The following is a 22,604-nucleotide window of genomic DNA, read 5'->3' as shown; positions in this document are numbered from 1 at the left end:
CATTTACCGGTGTGGGTTGGCGAGCCTGGGCTGAATCGGCCCCGGCGGCGGCAATAGCCCCGCGCGCGGGGTGCATTGCTCGACGATGCGGGCCGCGAGATCCGGCAGGAACGGCTCCAGCGCCACGGCAATCGCGTGACAAGCACGCAGCAGGGTGGCGAGAACGACATCCAGCTCGCTGCTCACACCGCCGTGCCCCTCCGCAGCGCCGAGTTCCCACGGCCGAATGACCTGGATGTACCGATTGGCCTCCACCGCGATGGCCCATATCGCCCCCGTCGCGCGGCGAAAGTCGAAGTCCGCGAGCGCGGAGTCGACGCAGACGCCGACCTCGTCGATGGCGCGCAACAAGCCCTCCGCCTGTGGCACAGCGACTTCCGCCCCGAGCGGCCGGCCGTGCCGGTAGCGATGAACCAAGCCCAACGTCCGGTTGACCAGATTGCCGATGCCATTGGCGAGTTCGGTATCGGCGCGGTGCACGAGGCGGTCCACCGTGAAATCGACGTCGCCGACCCGGGGAGGCTCGCGAAGCAGCCACCAGCGGACGGCATCGGTGCCGTAGCGGTCGGCCAGCTCGATCGGGCCGATGGCGGTTCCCGCAGACTTGCTGATCTTGCGGCCGTCGACGGTGAGGTAGTCGTGCACGTGAATGTGCGTGGGCAGCGCCTGACCGGCCGACAACAGGATCGCCGGCCAGTACACCGCATGGAAACGGATGACGCCCTTGCCGATCAGATGGATTCGCTGATCGGCCTCGGTCCACCAGCGCCGGACCCCCGCACCACCGCTGCCGTACCCCAGGGCGGTCAGATAGTTGCCCAGCGCATCCCACCAGACGTAGATCACCTGATCGGGGTCGCCGGGAACCGGAATCCCCCAGCCGCGAGCCCGGCCGATGGATCGGGATACCGAGAAGTCCTCCAGCCCCGCGGCAATGAAGGCCAGCACCTCGTTGCGCCGCTCGGCGGGCTCGATCCGAATGACGTCCGCGGTAATGAGATCGAGCAGCCGGTCGGCATAGCGCGACAAGCGGAAGAACCAGTTGATCTCCGAAATCCGTTGCGGCTCGGTGTCATGCTCGCGGCAGCGGCCGCCGGTGAGTTCCGCCGGCGTGTAGAACTGTTCGCAGCCAACGCAATACAAGCCGTCGTAGTGCTTCCGGTAGAGATCGTCCGATGCGGCGCAGGCTCGCCACAGCGCTTCCACCCCCGGCCGGTGCCGGGCATCGCTGCCGGTGTGGAGCACATCGTCGACCGATAAGGACAACGGGCGCGGTAGTGCGGTGAACGCGGCGGCATTCGCTTCGACGAACTGGCGCACCCCGATACCGGCCCGCTCCGCGGCCAGCACGTTCTTCAGTGAATTGTCGTCGGTGCCGGTCTGGAACCGGACACTCGCACCACGGCCGCGATGGTGGCGAGCGAGCACGTCGGCCTGCACGAGTTCGAGTGCGAAGCCCAGATGGGGGCGAGCGTTGACGTAGGGGATGGTGGTGGTGATGTAGGTGTGCGTCATCGGAACCTCCGGTGCGATGGGGAGGGGCTCCGGCCGCGGACATGCATCGAGGCCCCGGGTGAACAGGGCCTCGAGATGTTCGTTCGCGCAGCGTCAGTGGCCCCGTCAGCGGGGCATCATCACCGGGTGAGCGAACGTGGTCATGCTGAAGATGTTATCCGAGAAGCCGATTGGCGGCCGCTGGATTACTGCTTGGGGAGGGCGAGGCTCATGCCGCCTACGTCGGCGACCTTCCAGCCGTTGGCGGGGTCGACGGTGACGTTGTAGGTGACGGTGGTTTGGACGCCTTCGGGGTTCTGGGCGTTGGTGGAAGTTACGTTGAGGAAGACGTTGACCTGGTAGACGCCGTTGTCGTGGCCTATCACCTTGGCTGTCACGGGGGTGGCGGAGGAGGTCCACTTCAGGGGGACCAGGATTTCCTGGAGTTTGGGGGCCGTGGCGTCGAATTTGTTGGCCAGGGTGGGGGTGGTGTTGGCCTTCAGGCGGGTGGTCCAGGAGTTCAGGTCGGAGAAGTTGATGTTGGAGGCGCCGACGGAGTAGTCGGTGGCGACCTGTTCGGCGTGCTGTTCGTCGGCGGCCTTGGCGTCGCGGTCGGAGAGTTCGCCGCGGGCGGACAGCCACAGGGCCGTGGTCGCGACCAAGGCGCCGACGAGCAGGACCGCGGCGGCTGCGAAGGCCAGGGTGGAGAGCTTCAGCTGAACCGTCTTGGGCGTCGGCTCCGGTGCGGCGGTCCTGGTCGCCGCGGCCGCGGGGGCAGACTTGGCGAACTCGACCTTGGGGGTCGCGGCGGCGGGCTCGGGGGCGGAGACGGCGGCGGCCTCCGCGTCGACCGCGGGCTTCGGATCGGCGTCGTTGGACATCTGCGTTCTCCTTCTGGGACTTACTTGACGTTGACCTGCACGCGGACGGCACCGTCGCCGGTGCTCGCCAGTGCTTGCGAGATCAGGGAGCTGATATCGATCTGCGGGGCCGAGGTGCGGGCCGCGTCGACGAGCGGCTGCAGTTGGGGGGCCAGGGTCTTCAGTTCGGGTCCGGCCTGCTGCAACCAGTCGGTCAGCCTCGCCAGGAAGGTGGCCAGCCCGTTGCCATCGACATATGCCTCGGGTCCGGGGGCCGCGTCGACGAGTCTACCGACTGCTGCGACCAGGTCATTGAGAGACTGTGCGAACTGGACGAATGCGGGGGCGGCCGCGGCGGTGGCTTCGGGGATGCCGTCCATATTCATGGCGGTGGCCTGGAAGCTGTTCAGTAGCTGCGCGATTTTGGGTTCGCGGCTCATAATGGCGGCGGCCAGTAGGTCGCCGGCGCGGGTGAGCGGGGGCATGGCGGATTCGGTGTCGTCGAAGGCCGCGCCCAGGGTGCTCGCCAGGGAGGCGGCCACCTTCGGGTCCAGCTGGTTCATGACCTGGTTGACCAGGCGAGACACTTCCGGGATGGACAGCGGCGACTTCACCGCCGAGGTATCGAGCCGCTGGCCGTCGGTGAGGTACGGGCCATTGCCGGTTTTGGGACGGAATTCCACGTAAGGCTCGCCCAGGGCGGAGAGCTGCTCGATGCTGATGACGCTGTCCGTGGGCACCTTGCGGTCGGCGTCCACGCGGAAGCCGACCTCGACGCCCGCCGCGGTGCTGTCCACCGAGGTGATCTTGCCGATCTTCATGCCGGTCAACAGGATCGGCGAACCCACGCTCAGACCGCCGGAGTTGGCCAGCACCATGGAGGCATTGGTGTACTCGGCGAAGGGATCCGCGCGCACCACGCCGAAGGTCAGGTAGCTCGCGCCCACCACGGTGACGGCGGCGATGCCGCCCAGCGACGCCAGGGAACCCCACTTCATCGAACGGCTCCGATCATGCGCAGGGTGGAGAGGATATTGCCGACCTGGTCGTCACGGGACACCGAATCCACCTTGATACCGGTGACATTCACCTTCGGCCCCTGTTCCACGAACGGGATCAGCTTGTCCCGCAACAGCGAAACCAGCAGCATCAGGTTCGACGACTGCGACAGGTCCAGCGGGCTACCCGAGAAGGCCAGCGGCACGAAAGCTTTCGCCGCCGCATCCCCGGAGGTGGCGATGGGGGCCAGCCAGGTCAGCGAACCGCCGAGCTGGCCGAGGACGGCGAAGATCTGGGTGACGCCCGCGATCGAGTGGGCGATGCCGTTCATGGCGTCCACCGATTCCTGGGTCAGCTGGTGATCCAGGAAGTCGGCCCGGTCGTGCAGCACCTGCGCATTGAGTCCCAGGCCGTTCAGCAGCGAATCCACATCGTCGAGATTGGCGGCCAGATCCACGGCATTGGCGGCCGCGTTCTGCGCGATCCGCTTGGTCTCATTGGGGTCCTGCGGCAGCACCGCATTGAACCGATTGATGATGTCCTGCAACTGATTCACGGCGCCGCCCTGGGTGAAAGCGGCCAGCGCGGCCATGGTGTCCTCGAGCTGCACCGCCGGGCGGGTGCGCTCCCGGGCGATGGTGCCGCCGTCGGACAGCAGCGCGCCGAAACCGTCGGGCGGGGTGGTCAGCGCCAGATGGATATCGCCGAGCACGGTGTTCTGCCGCAACTCGGCAATGGTCGTCGCGGGCAACTGCACCTTGTCCGAGATATCGGCGTCGACGACCACATACCCGCCGCGCCCACCGGACTTGGACGCCTCCACCACGCGCACCCCGGCCACCGAGCCGACCTGTGCGCCATTGGCGATGACCTTCGCGCGCGCAGGCAGATTGAGCACATTGCCGAACTCGATGTGAATGCGATAGGTCGGTCCGGACACCGTCGTGCCGGGCACCGGCACCGAGGACGGATCGAACGAGCACGCACCGGCTCCGGCCACGAGTCCAACCGCGAGCACCGCCGCACCCGCGCGCTTGACCAACATCGAACGCAGCCGACGCCCTGTCATCCCGGCGTGCTTGTGGCCGGGATCCACCCTGTGCGCCTGTAGATTCCGGCCAAGAGCATGCCGGAATGACGAGGTGCCCTGCATCCGGAATGACGAGGTGCCCTGCATCCGGAATGCCGAGGGTGCGTCGATCGTGAACTCCCAGCGTCCAATTCTCATCGCGCACCTGCCATTCCGAGCACCAGGGGCACCAGCGGGACGTTCACCATGCCGTCGGCGGCATCGGCGCAGGATCCCGGCGTCAGCGCGTTCACGGCCGCGCACACCTGTTCGGCCTGCGGCGCGGGCAGCGCGGCGCGCGGGGACGCGTAGCTCACGCCGTCGCCCATGACAGACTTCGCGGCATTGGTCAGCACCGGCAGCTTGAGCATGATCTCCGACAGCGAGCCGACATTGGCGCGCAGCAACCGCACCAGCGGCAGCGTGTCATCGAGCGCCCGCATGATCGGGTCACCGGCAATGGTCACCAGATCGTTGAGCATGGGCAGGGCCTGACCCAGCCGGTCGATCAATTCCGCACCGGGACCGAGCAATTCGGTGCTGGCGTTCTCCAGAGCGGGCGCCAGGCGCAGCAGCATGGAGCACAGATCGCCCCAGTGCTGTTCCACCTTCTCGCCCACCGAGGCGAAGGCATCGAAGATCCCCGCCAGATGGGCGATATCGGCATCCGGCTGCGACAGCGCGGAACCCAGCTTCTTGACGATCGCATTGATCTGCGGGCCCGCACCGGCGGTGGCGGCATCCAGTCCGGCCAGGCCGCGCGCGATCGCGTCGGGAGCCTGCGCCGCCTGCAATTCCGAGGACAGGTCCGCGAGCGCGGTCAGCGTCTCGGTAATGCTCTTGGGCGTAAGGGTTTTGGTGATCGGCCGCGCCGGATCCCAGCGCTCCAGATTCTTGCCGCTGAACAGGATCGCCAGATTCCGGTCCGCCACAATCGAATCGGAAACCGTGGTCGCCGCCGCATCGGCATACATCGGATACCGCGCATCCACCGAGAAGCCGACCTTGACCTTGGCGCCCTCGGATTCGATGGAATCCACGGTGCCCACCGGAATGCCCCGCATGGTCACCTTGTTGCCCACGTACAGACCCACCGTATCCGGCATGAGCGCGGTATAGGACTCGGTCTTCTTCATGGGATCGAAGTAGATGACGTAGCCGACCACGGCCAGCACGGCCACCAGCACCGCGCCCGCGACCGACATGAACCACTGCGAGCCGAGCATGCGCTTGAGCATCAGCAGTCCTTTCCGGGCACCGGCACGCACACCTGCGGCACGGTCACCGTCTGCTGGGACTGGTCGATGGTCACGCCGCCCTCGGGAATCACCAGCGCGGACAGCTTCTGCTGCAAGCCGTGCGCGGCGTCGAGGGTCGGCTGGAACTTGGCGCCGAGCTGCTCCAATTGCGTGATGGCGCCGTCGATCACGGGCTTCAGCGAGTCCCAGGTGGGCTGTGCGCCCCCGAGCCGGCCGACCACATCGCTGAGCAGCCGGATGGCCTCGGCCATTTCGGTGTGCTTGTCGTCGAGCACGGTGACCAGCAGGTTGGCATTGTCCATGAGCCGGCCCAGATCGGTCTTCGCGCCGTCGTACATGGTGACGTACTCGTCGGCCACCGAGATGGCATTGGACACCTGGGTGCGCTGGCGATCCAGCGCGTCCACATAGGTGGCGACCGTCTGCAGGGTGGTGCGCAGGCTCTCCGGGGCGGCTTCGAGGGAACTGCCGAGCGCGGACAGATTGCGGTTCAAGGTCGTGCCGTCGATGGCGGCCAGCGGCGCGGCGGCATCCTGGAAGGTCTGGGTGAGACTGTAGGGCAGCCGCACCCGGTCCATCGGAATGGCATTGTCGCCCAGCGGTTTCTCACCGGCCGGGAACACCGACACGTAATGCCCGCCGACAATGGTCAGCATGCGAATGTCCAGGGAGGTCCGATCCCCCAGGAACACATTGGAATTCACGGTGAAGCGCATGACCACCCGGTCCGGCTTCAGCTCGAGGGATTTCACCTCGCCGACGGAAATCCCGGCGATGCGCACATCGTCGCCGGCCTTCACCGACTGCGCCTCGGACAGTTCGGCGGTGTAGGTCTGCTTGCCGAACGGCACCACGAACAGCACCCCGGCGGCGAGCAACACCACGCCCACCAGCACCGCCCCGACAATGCCGCGGCGCAGTTCCCGCTTCTTGCGGGTGCCGTCGTCGATGACCCGGTCGTCGCGAACCAGGAAGCGGGGCAATCTCATCCGTTGCATATCGCCACCTGCTGTCCCTGCACCAGCACGCCGATCACCGGCGGCACCTCTGCGTTCCCCTTGCTGCACACCGGCTTCCAGCCGCCGGCGTTGGCCGGCAGCGAGGCGTCGGCGGCGGCCAGCACCGCGGGCAGCCGGCCGAAGACCTCGAGGGCCTCCTGGGCGTCGGGGAAGATCTTGCGGATCAACGCGTCCACGTCACTGCCGCTGGTGATGCCGAGGGTGCGCAGCAGGCTGTCCACCGGCCCCAGGACCGACGGCGCGGTCATGGCGAACTGCGCCAGCCCGCCGATATTCGCCTGCAGCGCTTCGAAGATATTGGTGAGCTGCTTCAGCAGCGGCACCAGGTAGTGCACCCGCCCGCTGAGCCGGTCGTCCAGGTCCGACATGTTCCTGATGAGCGTGCCGATCACCTGCTGCCGGTTCTCCACATAGGAGGCCAGCTTGCCGATGGCGTCCATGGCCGGTCCGACGCCGCTGCCGTCACCCTCGATCAAAGCCACCATGCTGGCGCTGAATTGATTGATGGCCTCCGGAGAAACCGTGGCCAGCACCGGCTTCAGGCCGTTGAAAAGGCTGGTCACATCGAATGACGGCACCGTGCGGTCGATCCCGATGCGCGCGTCGGCCGCGATCCGGTTTCCGGGCGTCGGCTGCTGCTGCAGGTCGATGTACCGCTGCCCGGTGAGGTTCTGGTACCGGATGGCCAGCGTGGAGTTGTCGTAGATGGGCGCATCGGTCTTGACCGACAGGCGAACTCGCGCGTTCACCCCGTCCAGCTCGATGCCCTTCACCTTGCCGACCTGCACGCCGTACATGCGCACGTCATCGCCGACCTTGAGCCCGTTGGCGTCGGTGAACAGCGCGTCATGGCTCTCGGTGTTCCCGGATACCGGCCGCTGGATCGCGGTGAGCACCAGCATGAGCACCACCACGATCACCGCGGCGAACAATCCCAGCCGCCAGGCTGCCGCTTTGACACTCATCGCACACCTCCCAGCAGCGGCACCGCGACGGCGGGCACGCCCCGCAGGTCCACCTCGAGATTCAGCACCGGCCCCTGCCCGTTGTCCGGCATGGCCGAGCGCAGATTGTCCAGCAGCGCGGTCAATTCGGCCGCGGACTGCTGCGGCCGCGGCACCATCTGCGCCAGCAGGGCCAGCAGCGGCGCGAGCATGTCGGTGAAGCCGGCCAGCTCGTTCCCGGCCGTGCCCAGCGTGCCCGCCAGCACCGGCAGCAGCCGCCCGGTGACCAGCGACAACCGCTGATCGAACCCGTCCCGATCCTGCTGCAGGCGCTGCAGGCTGCGGATCATGTCCACCACCTGCACGGTCGCGCCCGCGAACTGACCGCCGCCGGTGAAGGCCGGGCCCAGTTCGCCGAACAGCTCCGACATCGGCATCTTCTGGTTCTCGGTGACCGTGCGCGCCGCGGTGATGATGGCCTGCGCCAGCGGCGTCAGCGCCTCGGTGTCGGCCGCCGCCTGCGCGATGACCGAGGCCATCTGCGGCGTCAGCACCGACCCGCCGACCTGCGACATGCTGCGCAGAATCGAACCCATGGTGGCGTCGTACACGGCGGCGGCCTTGGCCCCGGTCATATCCAGCACCGCGCCCGCGCGCAGCGGCGCACCGCCGGGCCCGCGCCGCAGCTCGATCTCGCTGATGCCGAACAGGTTCGCGGGCGCGTAATCCACCAGCACCGAATCGTCCACCCCGAACAGCCGGGATTCGTCGAGCCGCAACCCGATGCGCTGGGTGCCGCGCTGATCCGGCTCGATCTCGGTGACCTTGCCGATGAGCACGCCGTTCATCCGCACATCGGTGCCGACCAGCACACCGTCGCCGATCTGCTCGGTGCGCAGCGAAATCGGCAGTCCGGCTTCGTCTTTCTGCGATCGGTACAGCGACCAGGCCGCGAGCACCGCGAGCACCAGCGCGATGGCGACCGCGCCCACCGTCATGGACCGCTTGCGGTCCACGGCGACACCGGGCATTCCGTAGTTCGGCATCCCCTACCCCGTAAACGTGATGGCCGAGTTGAAGCCCCACAGCCCGATGGACAGCACCATGTCGAGGGCGATGATGGCGACCGAACTGGCGCGCACCGCCTTACCCGACGCAATGCCGACGCCCTCCGGGCCGCCGGTGGCGAAAAAGCCGTAATAGCAATGGATGAGGATGACCACCGTCGCGAAGATCGCCACCTTGCCCACCGCGGCGATCACGTCGAATCCGGAGACGAACTGGAAGAAGTAGTGGTCGTAGACGCCCGCCGAGGACCCGTGCACCAGCGTGATCAGGCCGCGGCAGGCCAGATACGACAGGATCAGCGCGATCAGGAAGGTCGGGATGATGGCCACCGCACCGGCCAGCACCCGCGTGGTCACCACGAACGGCACCGAGCGCAGGCCCAGCGATTCGATGGCGTCGATCTCCTCGGAGATGCGCATGGATCCGATCTCGGCGGTCATGCGGCAGCCCGCCTGCGCGGCGAAGCCGATGGCCGCGGCGATGGGCGCCAGCTCCCGTGTGGTCGCATAGGCCGACACCAGGCCCGTCACCGGGCCCATGCCCAGCATGTCCAGCGTCGCGAAGGACTCCACCGCCACCGACGCGCCCATGACCAGGCCCAGCACGATCATCATGGGCACGGTCCCGCCGCCCACGATGATGGAGCCGCGGCCCCAGGTCATATTGGTGATGGCCCGCATGGTCTCGTCCCGATACCGCTTCAGCGTCAGCGGAATCGAGGACAGCACCTGCCAGACGAACGACAGCACGAAGCCCAGGTTCTCCACCCGGCGCAGAATCAGCCCGCGCTTGCGATAGAAGCGCGCGGCCCAGCCCAGCCCCTTGGGGACGTACGTCGCCGACATCAGGCCAGCCTCGTGGGCAGGAACATGGCGGTGATCTGGGTGGCGATCAGGTTCACGATCACGATGGACACCACCGACAGCACCACCGCGGCGTTCACCGCGTCGGCCACGCCGCGCGGCCCGCCCTTGGCCTCCAGGCCGCGCTGGCAGGCGATGATCACCACGATGAAGCCGAAGATGACGGCCTTGAGCAGCGACACCCACACATCGGCGGTGGTGGTGAAGGATCCGAAGGTGGACCAGTAGCTGCCCGGCGTGACGCCCTGGCCGCCGATGGCGACCGCGTAGCCGGCCAGTACGCCGACGAAGATGATGAGCACGTTCAGCAGCGGCGCCACCACCAGCATGGCCACCATGCGCGGGATCACCAGCCGGTGGATCGGGCTGATGCCCATGGTGTTCAGCGCGTCGATCTCCTCGCGAATGGTGCGCGCGCCGAGATCGGCCGCCAGCGCCGCCGCGCCCGCGCCGCCGAGCAGGAAGCCGGTCGCCAGCGGCGCGCCCTGTTTGATGACGCCGAGTCCGCCGGTCGCGCCGAGCAGCGAATCCGCGCCGAGGGTGTGGATGAGGTTGCCGACCTGCACCGAGACGATGACGCCGAAGGGGATCGCCATCAGGATCGCGGGAATGGCGGTGACCGTGACCAGTCGCCACGCCTGCAGGATGGCTTCCTTCCACTGGAACTGCCCGCGCGCGATATCGCCGACCGTGCCCGCCACCGAGTCCCGGGCGATGCCCGCCGCGCGGCCGAAGGTGCGCAGCGAGGAGACCACCGTGTCGGAGAAGTTGTCGCGCACGATGCGAACAGCAGTGGGGGCGTTCTTCGGAAGGCTCCGGGTCATCGCGGCACTACTTCATCAGGGCGTCGGAATCGACGTCGGGGGACGAGCTTCAAATCATCTTCTCCGTGATCGGCAACACTGCCTGCCATCAAAGCTAATGGTTACTGCCAGTTACAACAAATCGGCTTGAGATGTGATCGGAGACTCCAAGCTACTGACGGGTACACATCCGCGCAATGCAGGTAAACCTGACATATGTGCCCGTAGATGCGGATTCTGTAACGTGTTATCAGAGCCGGATGGCTATCAATATGACGTCTGACACTCCATTGGCGAACTCTCCGCATGAGCGTTCGCGAGGGGTGAGCTATACCCAACCGGCCCTCGGAGTGAACTAGCAGCAATCCAGAATCACGCGGGTCAGCCCGGATGTCCGCGGGCGGGATTCCGCCGAACCCTTCCCCGCGGCGGCGCACGGCGTGTTCACTGACAACCGTGGATGACACCGTGTCGGAAGTCATGGGCGCGATCGAGGCCGGTGACTGGACGGCGTTCGCGAAACTGGTTCACCCGTATGTGCATTGGACCGAAGACGGGCACACCACCCGCGGACGCACCAAGGTCATGGCATTGCTCGCCGGGCGCGGCGGCGCGCAGGCCGCGACGTCCTACGAGAAACGCGACGGACAGGTCTACCGCTGGAACGCCTGACCCCGTCGCGCGACGCTACGGACTGACCGCGAGAAAGACGAAGCCGGAGAACAACACCAGGTGCACGCAGCCCTGCAACAGGGTCGCGCGCCCCGGCACCACGGTGAGCGCGCCGACCACCACGGTCAGCGCCAGCAGCACCATCTGGGTCGCGCCCAGGCCGAGCATGAGCGGGCCCTCGATCCAGATCGACGCCAGCGCGATGGCCGGAATCGTCAGGCCGATGCTCGCCATGGCCGAACCGAGCGCCAGATTCAGACTGATCTGCACCTGATCCCGCCGCGCCGCCCGGACGGCGGCGATGGTCTCCGGCAGCAGCACCAGCAGGGCGATCACCACACCCACCGCCGACGGCGGCAAGCCCGCTGCGGCGATACCGGATTCGATCGACGGCGACACCGTCTTGGCCAGCCCGACCACGCCGACCAGCGCCAGCAGCAACAGGCCGACACTGGCCAGCGCCCGCCGCTTGGTGGGCGGCTCGCCGTGCTCGCCGTCGATCGCGACGCCGGTCTCCTCCACCGGCAGGAAGTCGTCCGGATGCCGCACCGTCTGCACCATGACGAAGACGCCGTAGAGCACCAGCGAGGCCACCGCCGCGAAGGCCAGCTGCGACGGGGAGAACACCGGCCCCGGCTCGCTGGTGGTGAAGGTCGGCAGCACCAGGCTCAGCGTGGCGAGGGTGGCCACCGTGGCCAGGGCCGCGCCCGTGCCCTCGGAATTGAAGACCGCGACCCGCCGCCGTAGCGCGCCCACCAGCAGGGATAGGCCGAAAATGCCATTGCAGGTGATCATGACCGCCGCGAAGACCGTGTCCCGCGCCAGTGAGGCCGCCTTCTCGCCGCTGGAGAGCATGAGCGTCACGATCAAGCCGACCTCGATGATCGTGACCGCCACCGCCAGGATGAGCGATCCGAACGGCTCCCCCACCCGATGCGCCACCACCTCCGCGTGATGCACCGCCGCCAGCACCGCTCCGACCAGGGCCGCGCTCACCAGCACGCCCGCGATCGGCCCGAGTTCTCGCCCCCAGGTAACGGCCAGCACCACGGCGGCCAGGGGCGGGACGAGCACGGACCAGTAGCGAGTGCAGAAACGGACCATGATCTTCATCGTTCCAGCAATATGTTCGCAATTGCCGCAAAACGAGAGTCATGCCTCGCCCGGCGAGCGCTCCACATGACAGATGCCCAGGTGACCTAGGCTCCGGATGTGGACGAATCGACCGTCGAGCCCGGCGACAACGGCCAACCCCATCCGCACGAACCACACACCGAGGGCCTGGCCTCGCGACTGAACTGGCTGCGCGCCGGAGTACTCGGAGCCAATGACGGCATCGTGTCCACCGCCGGCTTGGTGGTGGGCGTCGCGGCCGCGACCACCGACACCTCCAATATCCTCACCGCGGGTGTGGCCGGACTCACCGCGGGCGCCATCTCCATGGCCGCCGGCGAGTACGTGTCGGTGAGCACCCAGCGCGACAGTGAGAAGGCGCTACTGCGCAAGGAGAAGCGCGAGCTCGCCGAGGAGCCGGAGTACGAGCTGGCCGAACTCGCGCAGATCTACCAGAACAAGGGCCTGTCCCCCGAAACCGCGCGCCAGGTCGCCGAGGAACTCACCGCGCACGACGCCTTCCGTGCGCACGCCGAGGCCGAATTGGGTTTGGACCCCACCGAACTGACCAATCCTTGGCAGGCGGCCATCTCCTCCGCCATCTCCTTCACCCTCGGCGCGCTGCTCCCCCTGATCGCCATCCTGCTACCCCCGACCGCATGGCGAATTCCGGTGACCTTCATAGCCGTTCTCGTGGCGCTGGCGATCACCGGCTCGGTCAGTTCTCGCCTCGGCGGCAGCAATCCCCGCCGCGCCGTACTCCGAGTCGTCATAGGCGGCGCCCTGGCCATGGCCGTCACCTACGGAATCGGCCAGCTCGCAGACGTTTCCGGGATCTAGGCGCGCACGTCACTCCGGCAGCGGGGCAGCCACGGGCGGCGGGAGTTGTTCCACGGCGACCGATTCCGCCGGTGGCGGGGCCTGTTCCGGCGCGATCGGCTCGATGGGTGGAGGTGGGGGCAGGAATACGGGTGCGCCCGGGACGCAGACCCAATCGGCAGGCAGAAACGGGTCCCAGTGTCCGGCAAGGCCGTTCGACCAGCATTCCGCGCCGATGGCGGGTGGCGCACCGGCCGGAACGGGGTTCAGGCACACCCAGCCCGCGCTCGGCTGATCGACCGGCAGCACGAAAGCCGCTACCCGGCAGCCGATTCCGCCGGCGGCGACGACCGGCGAGACGATCGGGAGAGGCGGCAGCACCAGCGGCGGAGGCGGCGGCGCGGGTATCGGCGGCGGTGGCGGCGGCAGCGGAACGGCGATGGGATCCACGCCGGGCAGCACCACCGGCGGCTCGACCGGATGCGGCGGGGCGGGTGGAATCGGCGCGGGCGCGGGCGGCGGCGCCACCGCCGGTTCGGGCGAATCCTCCACGGACGCCTCGGCATTCGCGGGCTGTTCGGGCAGCCGGTCCATCGGGGACTCACGCACCACGCGCACCCCGGAGACCGGATCGATGGAGGACTCCCGCATCGGCCCCTCGTTCGAGGCGGTGAGCAGGAAGCCCGCGCCGACGGCGGCCGTCATCATCCCCGCGATGAACACCACCACCGCCAGACTGCGCGGGTTGATGTCATCGTCATCCGGCGGTCTGACCGCGTCCGGAGTACCGAGCATGACTGTCCTCCTTCGGATTCCGCGCGCCTACGGAGCGGGTGGCGGAGGCGGCGGGGGCGGGAACAGGAACGGCAGAATGGGCGCGAGAATGTCCGGGACCGAGGGGGCGGCCGGGGCGGGCTGGGGCGGCGGCGGTTCCGGCGCGGGAGCCGGGGCGACGACCTCCGCCTCGTACACCTCCGGCTGCGGCGCGGGCGGCGCCTCCACCGGTGCGGCGGGAGGCGGCGGCGGGGGTGGCGGGAGCGGGGAGCCGGCCGGGTTGGTGGTGCTGGATCCCGGCGCCGAGGTGGTGGTCTCGACGGCGCCTTCGGTCGAGGCCCCGAAGCCTTCCCGGAGGCTGCCGCCGATCAGCCCGAACACCAGGCAGAACGACAGGCCGATCAGCAGCACCAGCACCTTCGGCGACATCTCCCCCGGCGCCGAGACGCCGGGTGTGCCCTCGCCCCGTGCCGCGGCGGGTTTGTCCTGCACCGCACCGAGTGCCACCGAAGAACTCCTTCGATTCGAACCAGTAGGTCTGCCGATCCGAAAAGCTCATTCTTCAAGGCACCGTACACAGGTTTGCTGAAAACCTGAACGGGATGCAGATAAGGGAAATGTTCCAGCTGGATATCTATTCAGACCGGTAGCTAGAAGATGGCTGTCGGCTCTCCGGTGAACCAGATGTTCGCGATCCGAATGCGGTGCATGAGCCAGCGCGCACCCTCGCGACGCAGTTCCACGTCGTACCGATTCTTCAGCAGCGCGAAGACCCCGTGATCGGCGGTGAGCAGGTGCTGTGCCTCGACCAGCGCGGTGAGCCGGGCGGTATCGCCGTCGATCGCGATGCGCGGGTTGGTCACCTGATGGCTGGTGTCCACCCGGCCCGCGAAACCGCCGAGAATGGTGTCGACGATGAAGTCGCGGCCCGTCATGAGCGGCGCGACCCCGCCCCACTTGCCGGCCGTGGGCTGGAAGTCGAGTTCGGCGTCGGCGGTGAACGCGGACGCGAACAGCTCCCGGTCGCGCAGGTCCTGCCCGAGGGCGAAGCGGTAGAGCGCATCGGTGATCTCGGCGCGATCGTGCAGCTCCCGCACGATGTCCGGGGTGTCGTCGGCGGCCAGCGCGCGGGTTCCGGTGACGGACGCGATGTCGAGGGTGGCGGACATGAGGACTCCTGATCGTTGAGCGGACTGCTCCACTCTGATCCCCTGCAAGAGGCCGAACAATGCGAGAGTGTGCAACGATCATCAAGTTGAGCTTAACGATCCAGGGAGGGGGCGGCGGATGCTGGAACGGCACGAGATCGAGGTCTTCCTCACCCTCGTCGAGGAGCTGCACTTCGGCCGCACCGCCGAGCAGCTGCACCTGTCCACCGCCCGGGTCAGCCAAACCGTGACGAAGCTCGAGCGCCGCCTCGGGGTTCCCCTGTTCGATCGCAGCAGCCGGCGGGTGAGCGCCACCGCCGCGGCCTGTGCGCTGTACGCCGATATCCGCCCGGCCTGGGATCGCATCGGCGCGGCGGTCCGCCACACCATCGATACCGGCCGCGGGCGCGGCGGCACCTTGACCGTCGCCTTCACCGATGTCGCCACCAGCCAGCTGCTCACCCGCGCCGCCGAGTACTTCAATGCCGAGCTGCCGGACTGCACCGTGCGCATCCGGGAAGCGCCACCCGCACAGGTGATCTCGTGGTTGCGCGACGGCGAGATCGATATGGCCTTCGATGCGGTTCCGGTGACCGAACCGGATATCAGCACCGGCGCGGTGCTGGTCGAGGAAGCCCGCATGCTCGCCGTGCCCGCGAATCACCGCTTGGCGCAACGCCGTTCGATCGCCCCCGGCGATCTGACCGGAATCGCCGTGCTGCGCCCCGGACCCGAGGCCGCGACCTACAACGAACTACTCACTCTCGTCGGCGCGGGTCGCGGCGTCACCCCGATGCCCGCGCACGCGCAGCGGTACTACGCCCGCCCCGATATCGCCTATATCCCGTTCCGCGGCGGCCCGCCCGTCCAGTGGGCGCTGCTGTGGCTGTCCGCCGCCGAATCCGCCCGCATCCGCGAGTTCGCCCATGCCGCAACACGTGCCGCCGCGTAGTCACCGCTCCTGAGGGAATGTGACGACCACCTTCCCGAACGGGTTACCCTCGGTGAAATAGCGGTACGCGTCGACCGCCTGGTCGACCGGGAACTGCCGGTCGATCACCGGGTGCAGGCCGTGTTCGGCAATGGCATGGTTCATGGCCTCGAAATCGGCGCGGCTGCCGACGGCCGGGCGGCGAATGGACAAATATTTGCCACCGAACGGGTCCGCAAGCTGCCGACCCGGCTCCGCCGCGAACGCGCCGATCAGCGAAACCCGCGCGTTGTAGGTCGATGCCGCGAGGGATTTCGGGAGGGTGGGCGGTCCGACGGCATCGATCACATGCTGGACGCCGTCACCGCCGGTGAGCTCGAGCACCGGATTCTCCCAGTCGGGCCACTCGGTGCGGTCGATGACCTCGTCACTGCCGAGCTTGCGCAGCCGTTCGGCCTTGTCCGCGGTGGAGGTGACGGAGATGACGCGTGCGCCGAGCATGGCGGCGTACTGGATCGCGAACAGTGCCACGGTGCCGGTGCCGACGGTCAGCACCGTCTCCCCTGGCCGCACGGGAGCGGGTGTGGTGAGCGCGGACCAGGCCACGACACCGGCGCAGGTGAGGGTGGCGGCCTCCGCATCGGTGAGGTGGGCCGGCGCGTGCACCACCGAATCCTCTTCGAGCAGAATGTATTCGGCCAACCAGCCGTCGTGAGTCGCGCCGTATTGCTGCGTGATCAGCGCCTGTGTCTGCGGACCGTCGTTCCAGCCGAGGAAGTAGGTGCCGGTGACCCGATCGCCGACCGCGGCGCGAATCACCCCGTCCCCCACCGCGACGACCTCGCCGACGCCGTCCGAGAGCGGCGCCACGCCCGGCCGGGCGGCGAGCGGGTAGGTGCCGTCCATGAGCATGATGTCGCGGCGATTCAGTCCCGCCGCGCGGACCCGCACCAGCACCTGATGCGGTCCGGGCGCCGGAATCTCCTGTGGGCGGGCGGTCAACCCGGCGAGACCGCGCTGTGGTTCCAGTTGGTAGGCAATGGCATTCATGGCTATCTCCGGTTGGATGGTCGAGGCGTGCGGGGTCAGGCGGGGCCGATGTACTGGTGGCTGCTGCGAATACGCCCGTCCGTGTCGAGGGCGAGCACGTCGTAGCCTGCGCCGCCTTCGGAGCCGTCGGCGGTGGCGATCATCAGCCAGCCGATGCCCACCAGTCCCTCCGCGAGCCGCGTCGCGCGACCACGGGCGCGAAAGACGTATTCGCCCGGGGCGATGAACATCTCGTAGGCGCGGGTGGCCCGGCCGTAGAGCTCGGCGTGACCGCGCACCTGCAAGTAGGGGATCGGAAAGGACAGCCCGGCAGCGGATTCGCGAATCTGCTCGGGCGGATCGGTGAGGATCTGGGTGCCGCCATCGGCGAACACCTCCGCAATGCGCTTGCGGCGGGCTTCCGGGTCGGCCTCGTTCCAGAGGGCCACGTACTGCTCGGTGAGGGCGGTCAGGGCGGTGTCGTCGAGTCGAATGCTCATGGCAGCGAGTCTGTTCGGCGGCGCGGTACGACGCGATTCCCCGCAGGGAATGATCGAGCGGGCGGCGTCGTCATTCCCTGGAGGGAATCGCGGAGCCGCCCGCGAATGCGAACAGTGGAGGTATGACGGCCATGGCGGTAACGACGGCGAGCCCGTTCGCGCAGCAATTGCGGCAGTGGCGGACGCTGCGGCGGATCAGCCAGCTGGATCTGGCCATTCGCGCCGAGACCAGTCAGCGGTATCTCAGCTTCCTGGAGCAGGGCCGCTCACACCCGGGACGGACCATGGTGGTGCGGCTGGCGGAATCGCTGGGCTTGTCGCTGCGCGAGCGCAACAACCTGCTGCTCGCGGCGGGATACGCCCCGGCCTTTCCCGAATCCGGTTTGGACGCACCGGAACTCGGGGCGGTGCGGGAGGCGCTGCGGACCATCCTGCACGGGCATCTGCCGTATCCGGCGGTGGTCACCCGGCGGTACGGGGAGCTGGTGGCCGCGAATCCGGCCTTCGCCCTGCTCACCGAGGGCTGCGCGCCCGCGCTGCTGGAGCCGCCGCTGAATCTGCTGCGCCTGGCCCTGCATCCGGACGGCCTGGCCCGGCGGGTGCTGAACCTGCCCGAATGGGGTCGCCACATTACCGACAGCCTGCGCACCCTCGCGGTCCGCAGCCCGGATCCGAAGCTGGACGCGCTCACCGCCGAACTCGACTCCTATCTGCCGCCCATCGATCCGGGTCCGAATCATGTGGGCTTCGCCGTGCCGCTGCGGCTGCGTCCCGTCATCTCCGATGGTTCCGAGCCTGCCGAGCTGCGCCTGATCACGACTCTGACCAGCTTCGCGACCGCCACCGATATCACCCTGGCCGAAATGCACCTGGAGGCATTTCTGCCCGCTGACCAGCCGACCTCCGACTATTTGCGCGCCCGCTTCGCCCCCGCTTGACAGTACTTGTGCCCGAATACTCGTAGACGTATATTCGTAGACGAGTAAGGAGGTGCGAGATGGCCCGCAAGCGCAAGGTCAACAACCTCATGGCCCTGGCCGTGCTGTCGGTGCTCGTCATGGAGCCCACGCACCGCTACGGGATCGCTGCCCGTTTGCGGGAATGGGGCAAGGACCGCGATATGGGCATCAAGTGGGGCTCGCTCTACACGGTCGTGGACAACCTCGCCAAGCACGGCTTCCTCGAGGTCGCCGGCAGTGAACGCGACGGGGCCCGGCCCGAGCGCACCATCTATCGCATCACCCCGGCCGGTCGCGCCGAACTCGACGACTGGACACGGGACCTCATCGCCGATCCCGCGCCGGAGCAGCGGCCGTTCATGGCCGGGCTCTCGGTGCTGTCGGTCCTTCCGCCCGAGGATGTGGTCGAACTCCTGGGGCAGCGAATCGGCAAGCTGGAAAAGGCCATTGCCGACGCGCGCACCGAAATGGCAGCTCTGGAAGGCACATTGCCGCGCCTGTTCTGGATCGAAGACGATTACGAGCTGGCCATGCTGGAGGCCGAGGCGGCCTGGGCGCGTTCGCTGCGCGATTCCCTGGCCGACGGCAGTTTCCCGGCCCTGGACACCTGGCGGACCTGGCATCACGAGGGCACCCTGCCCGACGATGTGCTCGCACTGATGGAGGGAGGGGCGCCCGACTCGCACCGGCAGCCGGATTGATCACGTCATGAGCCGAGTCCGGCTCCAGACACAGCCGGGCCCCGGCGAAGGTGCTGCAACACCGCCGCCGAGGCCCGGGATTACACCTTCTCGAACCGCGTCCGTGCAGGCGAACTTGGCAACGAGTTTGGCAACTACAGAATAACTGGGTTCACCACGCGCGCACGGGTTCGGGGTTATCGAACAACTCCCCAGGAGAGAACCCATGTCCATTCGGACCGCAATTGTCATAGGCGGCGGCATTTCCGGCCCCGTGGCCGCCACCGCACTTCGCAAAGCGGGCATAGACGCCCGCGTCTACGAGGCCTATCCGGGAGCCGCCTACGGTATCGGCTCCACGCTCGGGCTGGCGCCCAATGGCCTGGCGGCACTGGAGATCATCGGCGTCGCCGATCGGGTGCGCGCCATTGCCACGCCGTTCTCGCGGCAGGCCATGCGCGTCGGCAACCGCATGATCCAGGCGCCGTCGCTCACCGACGTGGAACCGCTGCAGCTGGTCGACCGGCCGGACCTGCACGAAGTACTGCACGATCACGCCGTCGCGAGCGGCGTCCCCTTCGAGTACTCCAAACGCCTGGTCGGCGTGGACGAGCACGCCGACGGCGTGACCGCCCAGTTCGCCGACGGCAGCAGCGCCACCGCGGATGTGCTCATCGGCGCGGACGGCATTCGCTCCACCGTGCGCGGGCTCGTCGACCCGCACGCGCCGGGACCGAAGTACCTGCGCATGCTCGGTTTCGGGGCGTTCACCGAGTGCTCGTTCGAGCTGCCGCCCGGGCAGATGGTCTTCGCCTTCGGCAAGCGGGCCTACTACCTGTACTGGGCCATGCCGGACGGGCGGATCGGCTGGGGCGCGAATCTGCCGCACGAGCAATACCTTTCACTGACCGAGGCGCGCACCGTGCCCGGTACGGAGTGGCTGCGCATCCTGCGCGAGACCTACGCCGAGGACACCCCCGGCGCGGAACTGGCGCGCAACACCACGCCGGAGCAATTGCAGGTGGTGGGCGCGTTGCAGGTGATGCCCTCGGTGCCGCACTGGTATCGCGGGCGGATGGCGCTCACCGGCGATGCCATTCACGCGCCGAGCAATACCTCCGGGCAGGGTGCGTCGCTGGCCATCGAGAGCGCCATCGAGCTGGCCCGCTGTCTACGTGACATCCCGGACCCGGCAACGGCTTTCGCCACCTACGAGGCGCTGCGGCGGCCGCGGGTGGAGGGCGTCGCGGCGCGGGTGGCGCGGATCAACCAGACCAAGGCCGCCGGTCCGGTCGCGCGCAGGATGATGTCGGTCGTCATGCCGGTGATGTTCAAGATGATGGATCCGGAGAAGACGTTCGGTCCCGAGCAGCGTTTCCGCATCGACTGGGACGCGCCGGTCCGGCCGGTGGCGACCGCGGTCTGATCCGAGACCGCTGACCGCTCCGAACCCCGTGCGGCCGCGCCTGTTCCGTTCAGCGGAGCGGGTGCGGCCGTCAGTCGCGCCGGGCGAGGGCCTCCGGGCGGTCGGCCTCGTCGAGGAGTTTGAGGGCGATATTGTCCACCGCCCGATCGAGCAATGCGCGGTCCGCCGGATCGGTGAGATCCCAATCGCCGAGCCGCTTGTCGAGCCAGTGCCGCCAGGCGGCGCGCACCCGGTCCACCTCCTCGACGCCGCGCTCGGTGAGCGTCACCGCGTCGCCGGCGGTGCGCACCAGGCCATCGCGCTCCGCCTTCACGAAGACCGGCCCGACCAGTTCCGGCGGCACCCAATGGGTGCGGGCGATCTCCGAGATCGTCACGGTATCCAGCAATTTCGCGTAGGTGCGCACCTGAACCAGGGCCCACGCCTCGTCGCGGTCCAGCGCACTGCCCGCCGCGGCGAGGATGCCCGATTCGGGCACCGCGTTGTCACGCAGCTTGCGCAACTCGTGCGCCACGACCCGCTCCAGATGCACGGCACGATCATTCGAGTCCGGCATGGCGAAACCCTCGCCGAGATCGCCGGCTCCGGCTCGTGCGGTATCGCGCAGCGGCACCTGCTTCAGCAGCCATGCGATCAGGAAGCCGAGCAGGGCCACCGGCACCACCCAGCGGAACACGTAGTCGATGGAATCGGCGTAAGCCGTGAGGATGGGCGCCTTTTCGGCATCCGGCAGCTTGGCCAGCCGCTCCGGATTCTGCGCGACCTCCGGCGGCACCACCCTGACCTGCTCCAGCGCCCGGGTCATATTCGGCGTCAGCTGGTTGGTGTAGAGGGTGCCGAAAATGGTTGTGCCGAAAGCACTGCCGATGGTGCGGAAGAAGGTCACGCCCGAGGTGGCGGTGCCGAGATCGTTGTAGGGCACCGTGTTCTGCACGACGATGGTCAGCACCTGCATGGTCAGGCCGATGCCCAGGCCGAGAATCAGCATGTACAGCGACTGGAGCCAGAAGCCGGTGTGCTGGTCCATGGTCGACATCAGGTACAGGCCGACCGCCATCACGGCCGTGCCGACAATCGGGAAGATCTTGTAATGCCCGGTCTTGCCGACCACCGTGCCCGAGAAGATCGAGGTGGTGAAAAGGCCGATCACCAGCGGCAGGGTGCGCAGGCCCGAGGCCGTCGCCGACACGCCCATCACGTATTGCAGGAAGGCCGGCAGGAAGGTCATCGCGCCGAGCATCGCGAAACCGACGATGAAGCTGAGGATCGAGCAGACGGTGAAGACATTGCCGCGGAACAGCTTCATGGGCAGCATCGGTTCCTTCGCCCGCAGTTCCACCAGCACGAACAGCGCGAACAGCGCCGCCGAGGCGGCGAACAGCCCGATGATCATCGGCGAGCCCCACGCGTACTCCTGCCCGCCCCACTCCAGGCCCAGTATCAGGGTGGTGACCGCGGCCGCGACGACCGCGATGCCCAGATAGTCGACGATGGGCTTGGTCTCCGCGCGCGTGGACGGGATGAAGCGCAATGCCATCACGATCATGAGTGCCGCGACGGGGACGTTCACGTAGAAGCACCAGCGCCAGCTCAGGTGATCGGTGAACAAGCCGCCCAGCGTCGGGCCCAGCACGGTGGTGACGCCGAAGACCGCGCCGAGCGCGCCCTGATATTTGCCGCGCTCGCGCAGCGGAATCACATTGGCGATCAAGGCCATTGCGGTGACCATCAAGCCGCCGCCGCCCACGCCCTGGATAGCGCGCGCCACGATCAGCAGCGTCATGCCCTGCGACATTCCGGCGATCATGGAGCCGACGATGAAGATCAGGCCGCTGAGAATGAAGACCAGCTTGTACCCGAACAGGTCGCCGAACTTGCCGGCCAGTGCGGTCGCGATCGCCGAGGTCACCAGGTAGGCCGTCACCACCCAGGCCATATGCCCGGCCCCGCCCAGATCGGCGACGATGGTCGGCAGCGCCGTGGAGACGATGGTCTGATCCAGCGCCGACATGAGCATGCCGACGACCACGGTGGCGAAGACGAGATTGGTTCCGGCGCGGCTCAACTGCGGGGACGCCGAGGAAGCGACTGCTGCACTGGCACCGGTCATCGGCCCAGTATGTTGGGCCATTCAGGCCACAGTGAGCAACGACACGGCAAACAGGCCGGGCCCTC

At 67.9% G+C, this 22,604-nt stretch carries 23 protein-coding genes; 6 read left to right on the top strand and 17 right to left on the bottom strand.

The annotated features are described in order from the left end of the window. Positions 1 to 3: 3 nt before the first annotated feature. The 10 genes from ACFVIV_RS30180 to ACFVIV_RS30135 form a co-directional block, all read right to left on the bottom strand. Entirely contained in the window at positions 4 to 1,515 is a 1,512-nt protein-coding gene (locus tag ACFVIV_RS30180; RefSeq protein WP_379202118.1) for a methionine--tRNA ligase, read from the bottom strand. A gap of 185 nt (positions 1,516 to 1,700) precedes the next feature. Next, positions 1,701 to 2,375: a hypothetical protein gene (locus ACFVIV_RS30175; protein WP_379202116.1), complete on the bottom strand. Its 675-nt coding sequence runs from the start codon at positions 2,373 to 2,375 to the stop codon at positions 1,701 to 1,703. A 20-nt stretch (positions 2,376 to 2,395) separates the two neighbouring features. Beyond that, entirely contained in the window at positions 2,396 to 3,352 is a 957-nt protein-coding gene (locus ACFVIV_RS30170; RefSeq protein WP_379202114.1) for an MlaD family protein, read from the bottom strand. Then, positions 3,349 to 4,398: an MlaD family protein gene (locus ACFVIV_RS30165; protein ID WP_379202112.1), complete on the bottom strand. Its 1,050-nt coding sequence runs from the start codon at positions 4,396 to 4,398 to the stop codon at positions 3,349 to 3,351. The genes ACFVIV_RS30170 and ACFVIV_RS30165 overlap by 4 nt, the downstream gene beginning before the upstream one ends. Positions 4,399 to 4,577: 179 nt before the next feature. Beyond that, complete coding sequence (locus ACFVIV_RS30160) at positions 4,578 to 5,660, bottom strand: MlaD family protein (RefSeq protein ID WP_379202110.1); 1,083 nt, start codon at positions 5,658 to 5,660, stop codon at positions 4,578 to 4,580. Next, positions 5,660 to 6,679, bottom strand: a complete 1,020-nt coding sequence (locus ACFVIV_RS30155) for an MlaD family protein (RefSeq protein ID WP_379202108.1) — start codon at positions 6,677 to 6,679, stop codon at positions 5,660 to 5,662. Before ACFVIV_RS30155 ends, ACFVIV_RS30160 begins: the two co-directional genes overlap by 1 nt. Continuing rightward, a complete protein-coding gene (locus tag ACFVIV_RS30150; RefSeq protein WP_379202106.1) occupies positions 6,667 to 7,665 on the bottom strand; it encodes an MlaD family protein in 999 nt (332 codons plus the stop codon). Before ACFVIV_RS30150 ends, ACFVIV_RS30155 begins: the two co-directional genes overlap by 13 nt. Further along, on the bottom strand, positions 7,662 to 8,690 hold the full coding sequence (locus tag ACFVIV_RS30145) for an MlaD family protein (protein ID WP_379202104.1): 1,029 nt from the start codon (positions 8,688 to 8,690) through the stop codon (positions 7,662 to 7,664). The genes ACFVIV_RS30150 and ACFVIV_RS30145 overlap by 4 nt, the downstream gene beginning before the upstream one ends. Before the next feature lie 3 nt (positions 8,691 to 8,693). After that, complete coding sequence (locus ACFVIV_RS30140) at positions 8,694 to 9,557, bottom strand: ABC transporter permease (RefSeq protein ID WP_379202103.1); 864 nt, start codon at positions 9,555 to 9,557, stop codon at positions 8,694 to 8,696. Next, positions 9,557 to 10,399, bottom strand: a complete 843-nt coding sequence (locus tag ACFVIV_RS30135; protein WP_379202101.1) for an MlaE family ABC transporter permease — start codon at positions 10,397 to 10,399, stop codon at positions 9,557 to 9,559. Before ACFVIV_RS30135 ends, ACFVIV_RS30140 begins: the two co-directional genes overlap by 1 nt. Positions 10,400 to 10,834: 435 nt before the next feature. On the opposite strand from ACFVIV_RS30135, the gene ACFVIV_RS30130 reads away from it, so the two are divergent. After that, entirely contained in the window at positions 10,835 to 11,050 is a 216-nt protein-coding gene (locus ACFVIV_RS30130) for a nuclear transport factor 2 family protein (protein WP_379202099.1), read from the top strand. A gap of 15 nt (positions 11,051 to 11,065) precedes the next feature. Here ACFVIV_RS30130 and ACFVIV_RS30125 read toward each other — a convergent pair whose 3' ends face one another. Then, positions 11,066 to 12,163, bottom strand: a complete 1,098-nt coding sequence (locus tag ACFVIV_RS30125) for a calcium:proton antiporter (RefSeq protein WP_379202097.1) — start codon at positions 12,161 to 12,163, stop codon at positions 11,066 to 11,068. Positions 12,164 to 12,262: 99 nt separating this feature from the next. On the opposite strand from ACFVIV_RS30125, the gene ACFVIV_RS30120 reads away from it, so the two are divergent. Continuing rightward, positions 12,263 to 13,003 (top strand): VIT family protein, encoded by a 741-nt coding sequence (locus tag ACFVIV_RS30120; RefSeq protein WP_379202095.1) that lies wholly within the window; start codon positions 12,263 to 12,265, stop codon positions 13,001 to 13,003. Between the two features lie 9 nt (positions 13,004 to 13,012). Here ACFVIV_RS30120 and ACFVIV_RS30115 read toward each other — a convergent pair whose 3' ends face one another. From ACFVIV_RS30115 to ACFVIV_RS30105, 3 genes are all read right to left on the bottom strand, one after another. Further along, positions 13,013 to 13,777: a hypothetical protein gene (locus tag ACFVIV_RS30115; protein WP_379202093.1), complete on the bottom strand. Its 765-nt coding sequence runs from the start codon at positions 13,775 to 13,777 to the stop codon at positions 13,013 to 13,015. A 27-nt stretch (positions 13,778 to 13,804) separates the two neighbouring features. Continuing rightward, a complete protein-coding gene (locus ACFVIV_RS30110) occupies positions 13,805 to 14,263 on the bottom strand; it encodes a hypothetical protein (RefSeq protein WP_379202091.1) in 459 nt (152 codons plus the stop codon). 143 nt (positions 14,264 to 14,406) lie between these two features. Beyond that, positions 14,407 to 14,925 (bottom strand): nuclear transport factor 2 family protein, encoded by a 519-nt coding sequence (locus ACFVIV_RS30105; RefSeq protein WP_379202089.1) that lies wholly within the window; start codon positions 14,923 to 14,925, stop codon positions 14,407 to 14,409. 118 nt (positions 14,926 to 15,043) lie between these two features. Here ACFVIV_RS30105 and ACFVIV_RS30100 point away from each other — a divergent pair, with 118 nt between their 5' ends. Continuing rightward, positions 15,044 to 15,856 carry a LysR family transcriptional regulator gene (locus ACFVIV_RS30100; protein ID WP_379202087.1) on the top strand — a complete coding sequence of 271 codons (813 nt, stop codon included), beginning with the start codon at positions 15,044 to 15,046 and terminating at the stop codon, positions 15,854 to 15,856. Here the strand turns inward: ACFVIV_RS30100 and ACFVIV_RS30095 are convergent, their stop codons facing one another. Together ACFVIV_RS30095 and ACFVIV_RS30090 are read right to left on the bottom strand one after the other, a co-directional pair. Then, positions 15,857 to 16,885 carry an NAD(P)-dependent alcohol dehydrogenase gene (locus ACFVIV_RS30095; protein ID WP_379202085.1) on the bottom strand — a complete coding sequence of 343 codons (1,029 nt, stop codon included), beginning with the start codon at positions 16,883 to 16,885 and terminating at the stop codon, positions 15,857 to 15,859. It lies immediately after the preceding gene. 35 nt (positions 16,886 to 16,920) lie between these two features. Further along, a complete protein-coding gene (locus ACFVIV_RS30090) occupies positions 16,921 to 17,364 on the bottom strand; it encodes a hypothetical protein (protein ID WP_379202084.1) in 444 nt (147 codons plus the stop codon). A gap of 122 nt (positions 17,365 to 17,486) precedes the next feature. On the opposite strand from ACFVIV_RS30090, the gene ACFVIV_RS30085 reads away from it, so the two are divergent. The 3 genes from ACFVIV_RS30085 (at position 17,487) to ACFVIV_RS30075 (ending at position 20,429) form a co-directional block, all read left to right on the top strand. Continuing rightward, complete coding sequence (locus ACFVIV_RS30085) at positions 17,487 to 18,302, top strand: helix-turn-helix domain-containing protein (RefSeq protein ID WP_379202082.1); 816 nt, start codon at positions 17,487 to 17,489, stop codon at positions 18,300 to 18,302. 59 nt (positions 18,303 to 18,361) lie between these two features. Beyond that, complete coding sequence (locus tag ACFVIV_RS30080; RefSeq protein WP_379202080.1) at positions 18,362 to 19,024, top strand: PadR family transcriptional regulator; 663 nt, start codon at positions 18,362 to 18,364, stop codon at positions 19,022 to 19,024. Between the two features lie 205 nt (positions 19,025 to 19,229). After that, positions 19,230 to 20,429 carry an FAD-dependent monooxygenase gene (locus ACFVIV_RS30075; RefSeq protein WP_379202078.1) on the top strand — a complete coding sequence of 400 codons (1,200 nt, stop codon included), beginning with the start codon at positions 19,230 to 19,232 and terminating at the stop codon, positions 20,427 to 20,429. Positions 20,430 to 20,499: 70 nt separating this feature from the next. On the opposite strand, the gene ACFVIV_RS30070 is transcribed toward ACFVIV_RS30075, so the two are convergent. Beyond that, complete coding sequence (locus ACFVIV_RS30070) at positions 20,500 to 22,539, bottom strand: DHA2 family efflux MFS transporter permease subunit (RefSeq protein ID WP_379202076.1); 2,040 nt, start codon at positions 22,537 to 22,539, stop codon at positions 20,500 to 20,502. Positions 22,540 to 22,604: the final 65 nt, after the last annotated feature.

This window comes from Nocardia sp. NPDC127526 (genome assembly GCF_042672265.1).
In the GTDB taxonomy this organism is placed as follows: domain Bacteria; phylum Actinomycetota; class Actinomycetes; order Mycobacteriales; family Mycobacteriaceae; genus Nocardia.
Note: the sequence above shows the minus strand (reverse complement) of the source record. Positions and strands in the feature narration are given on the sequence as shown.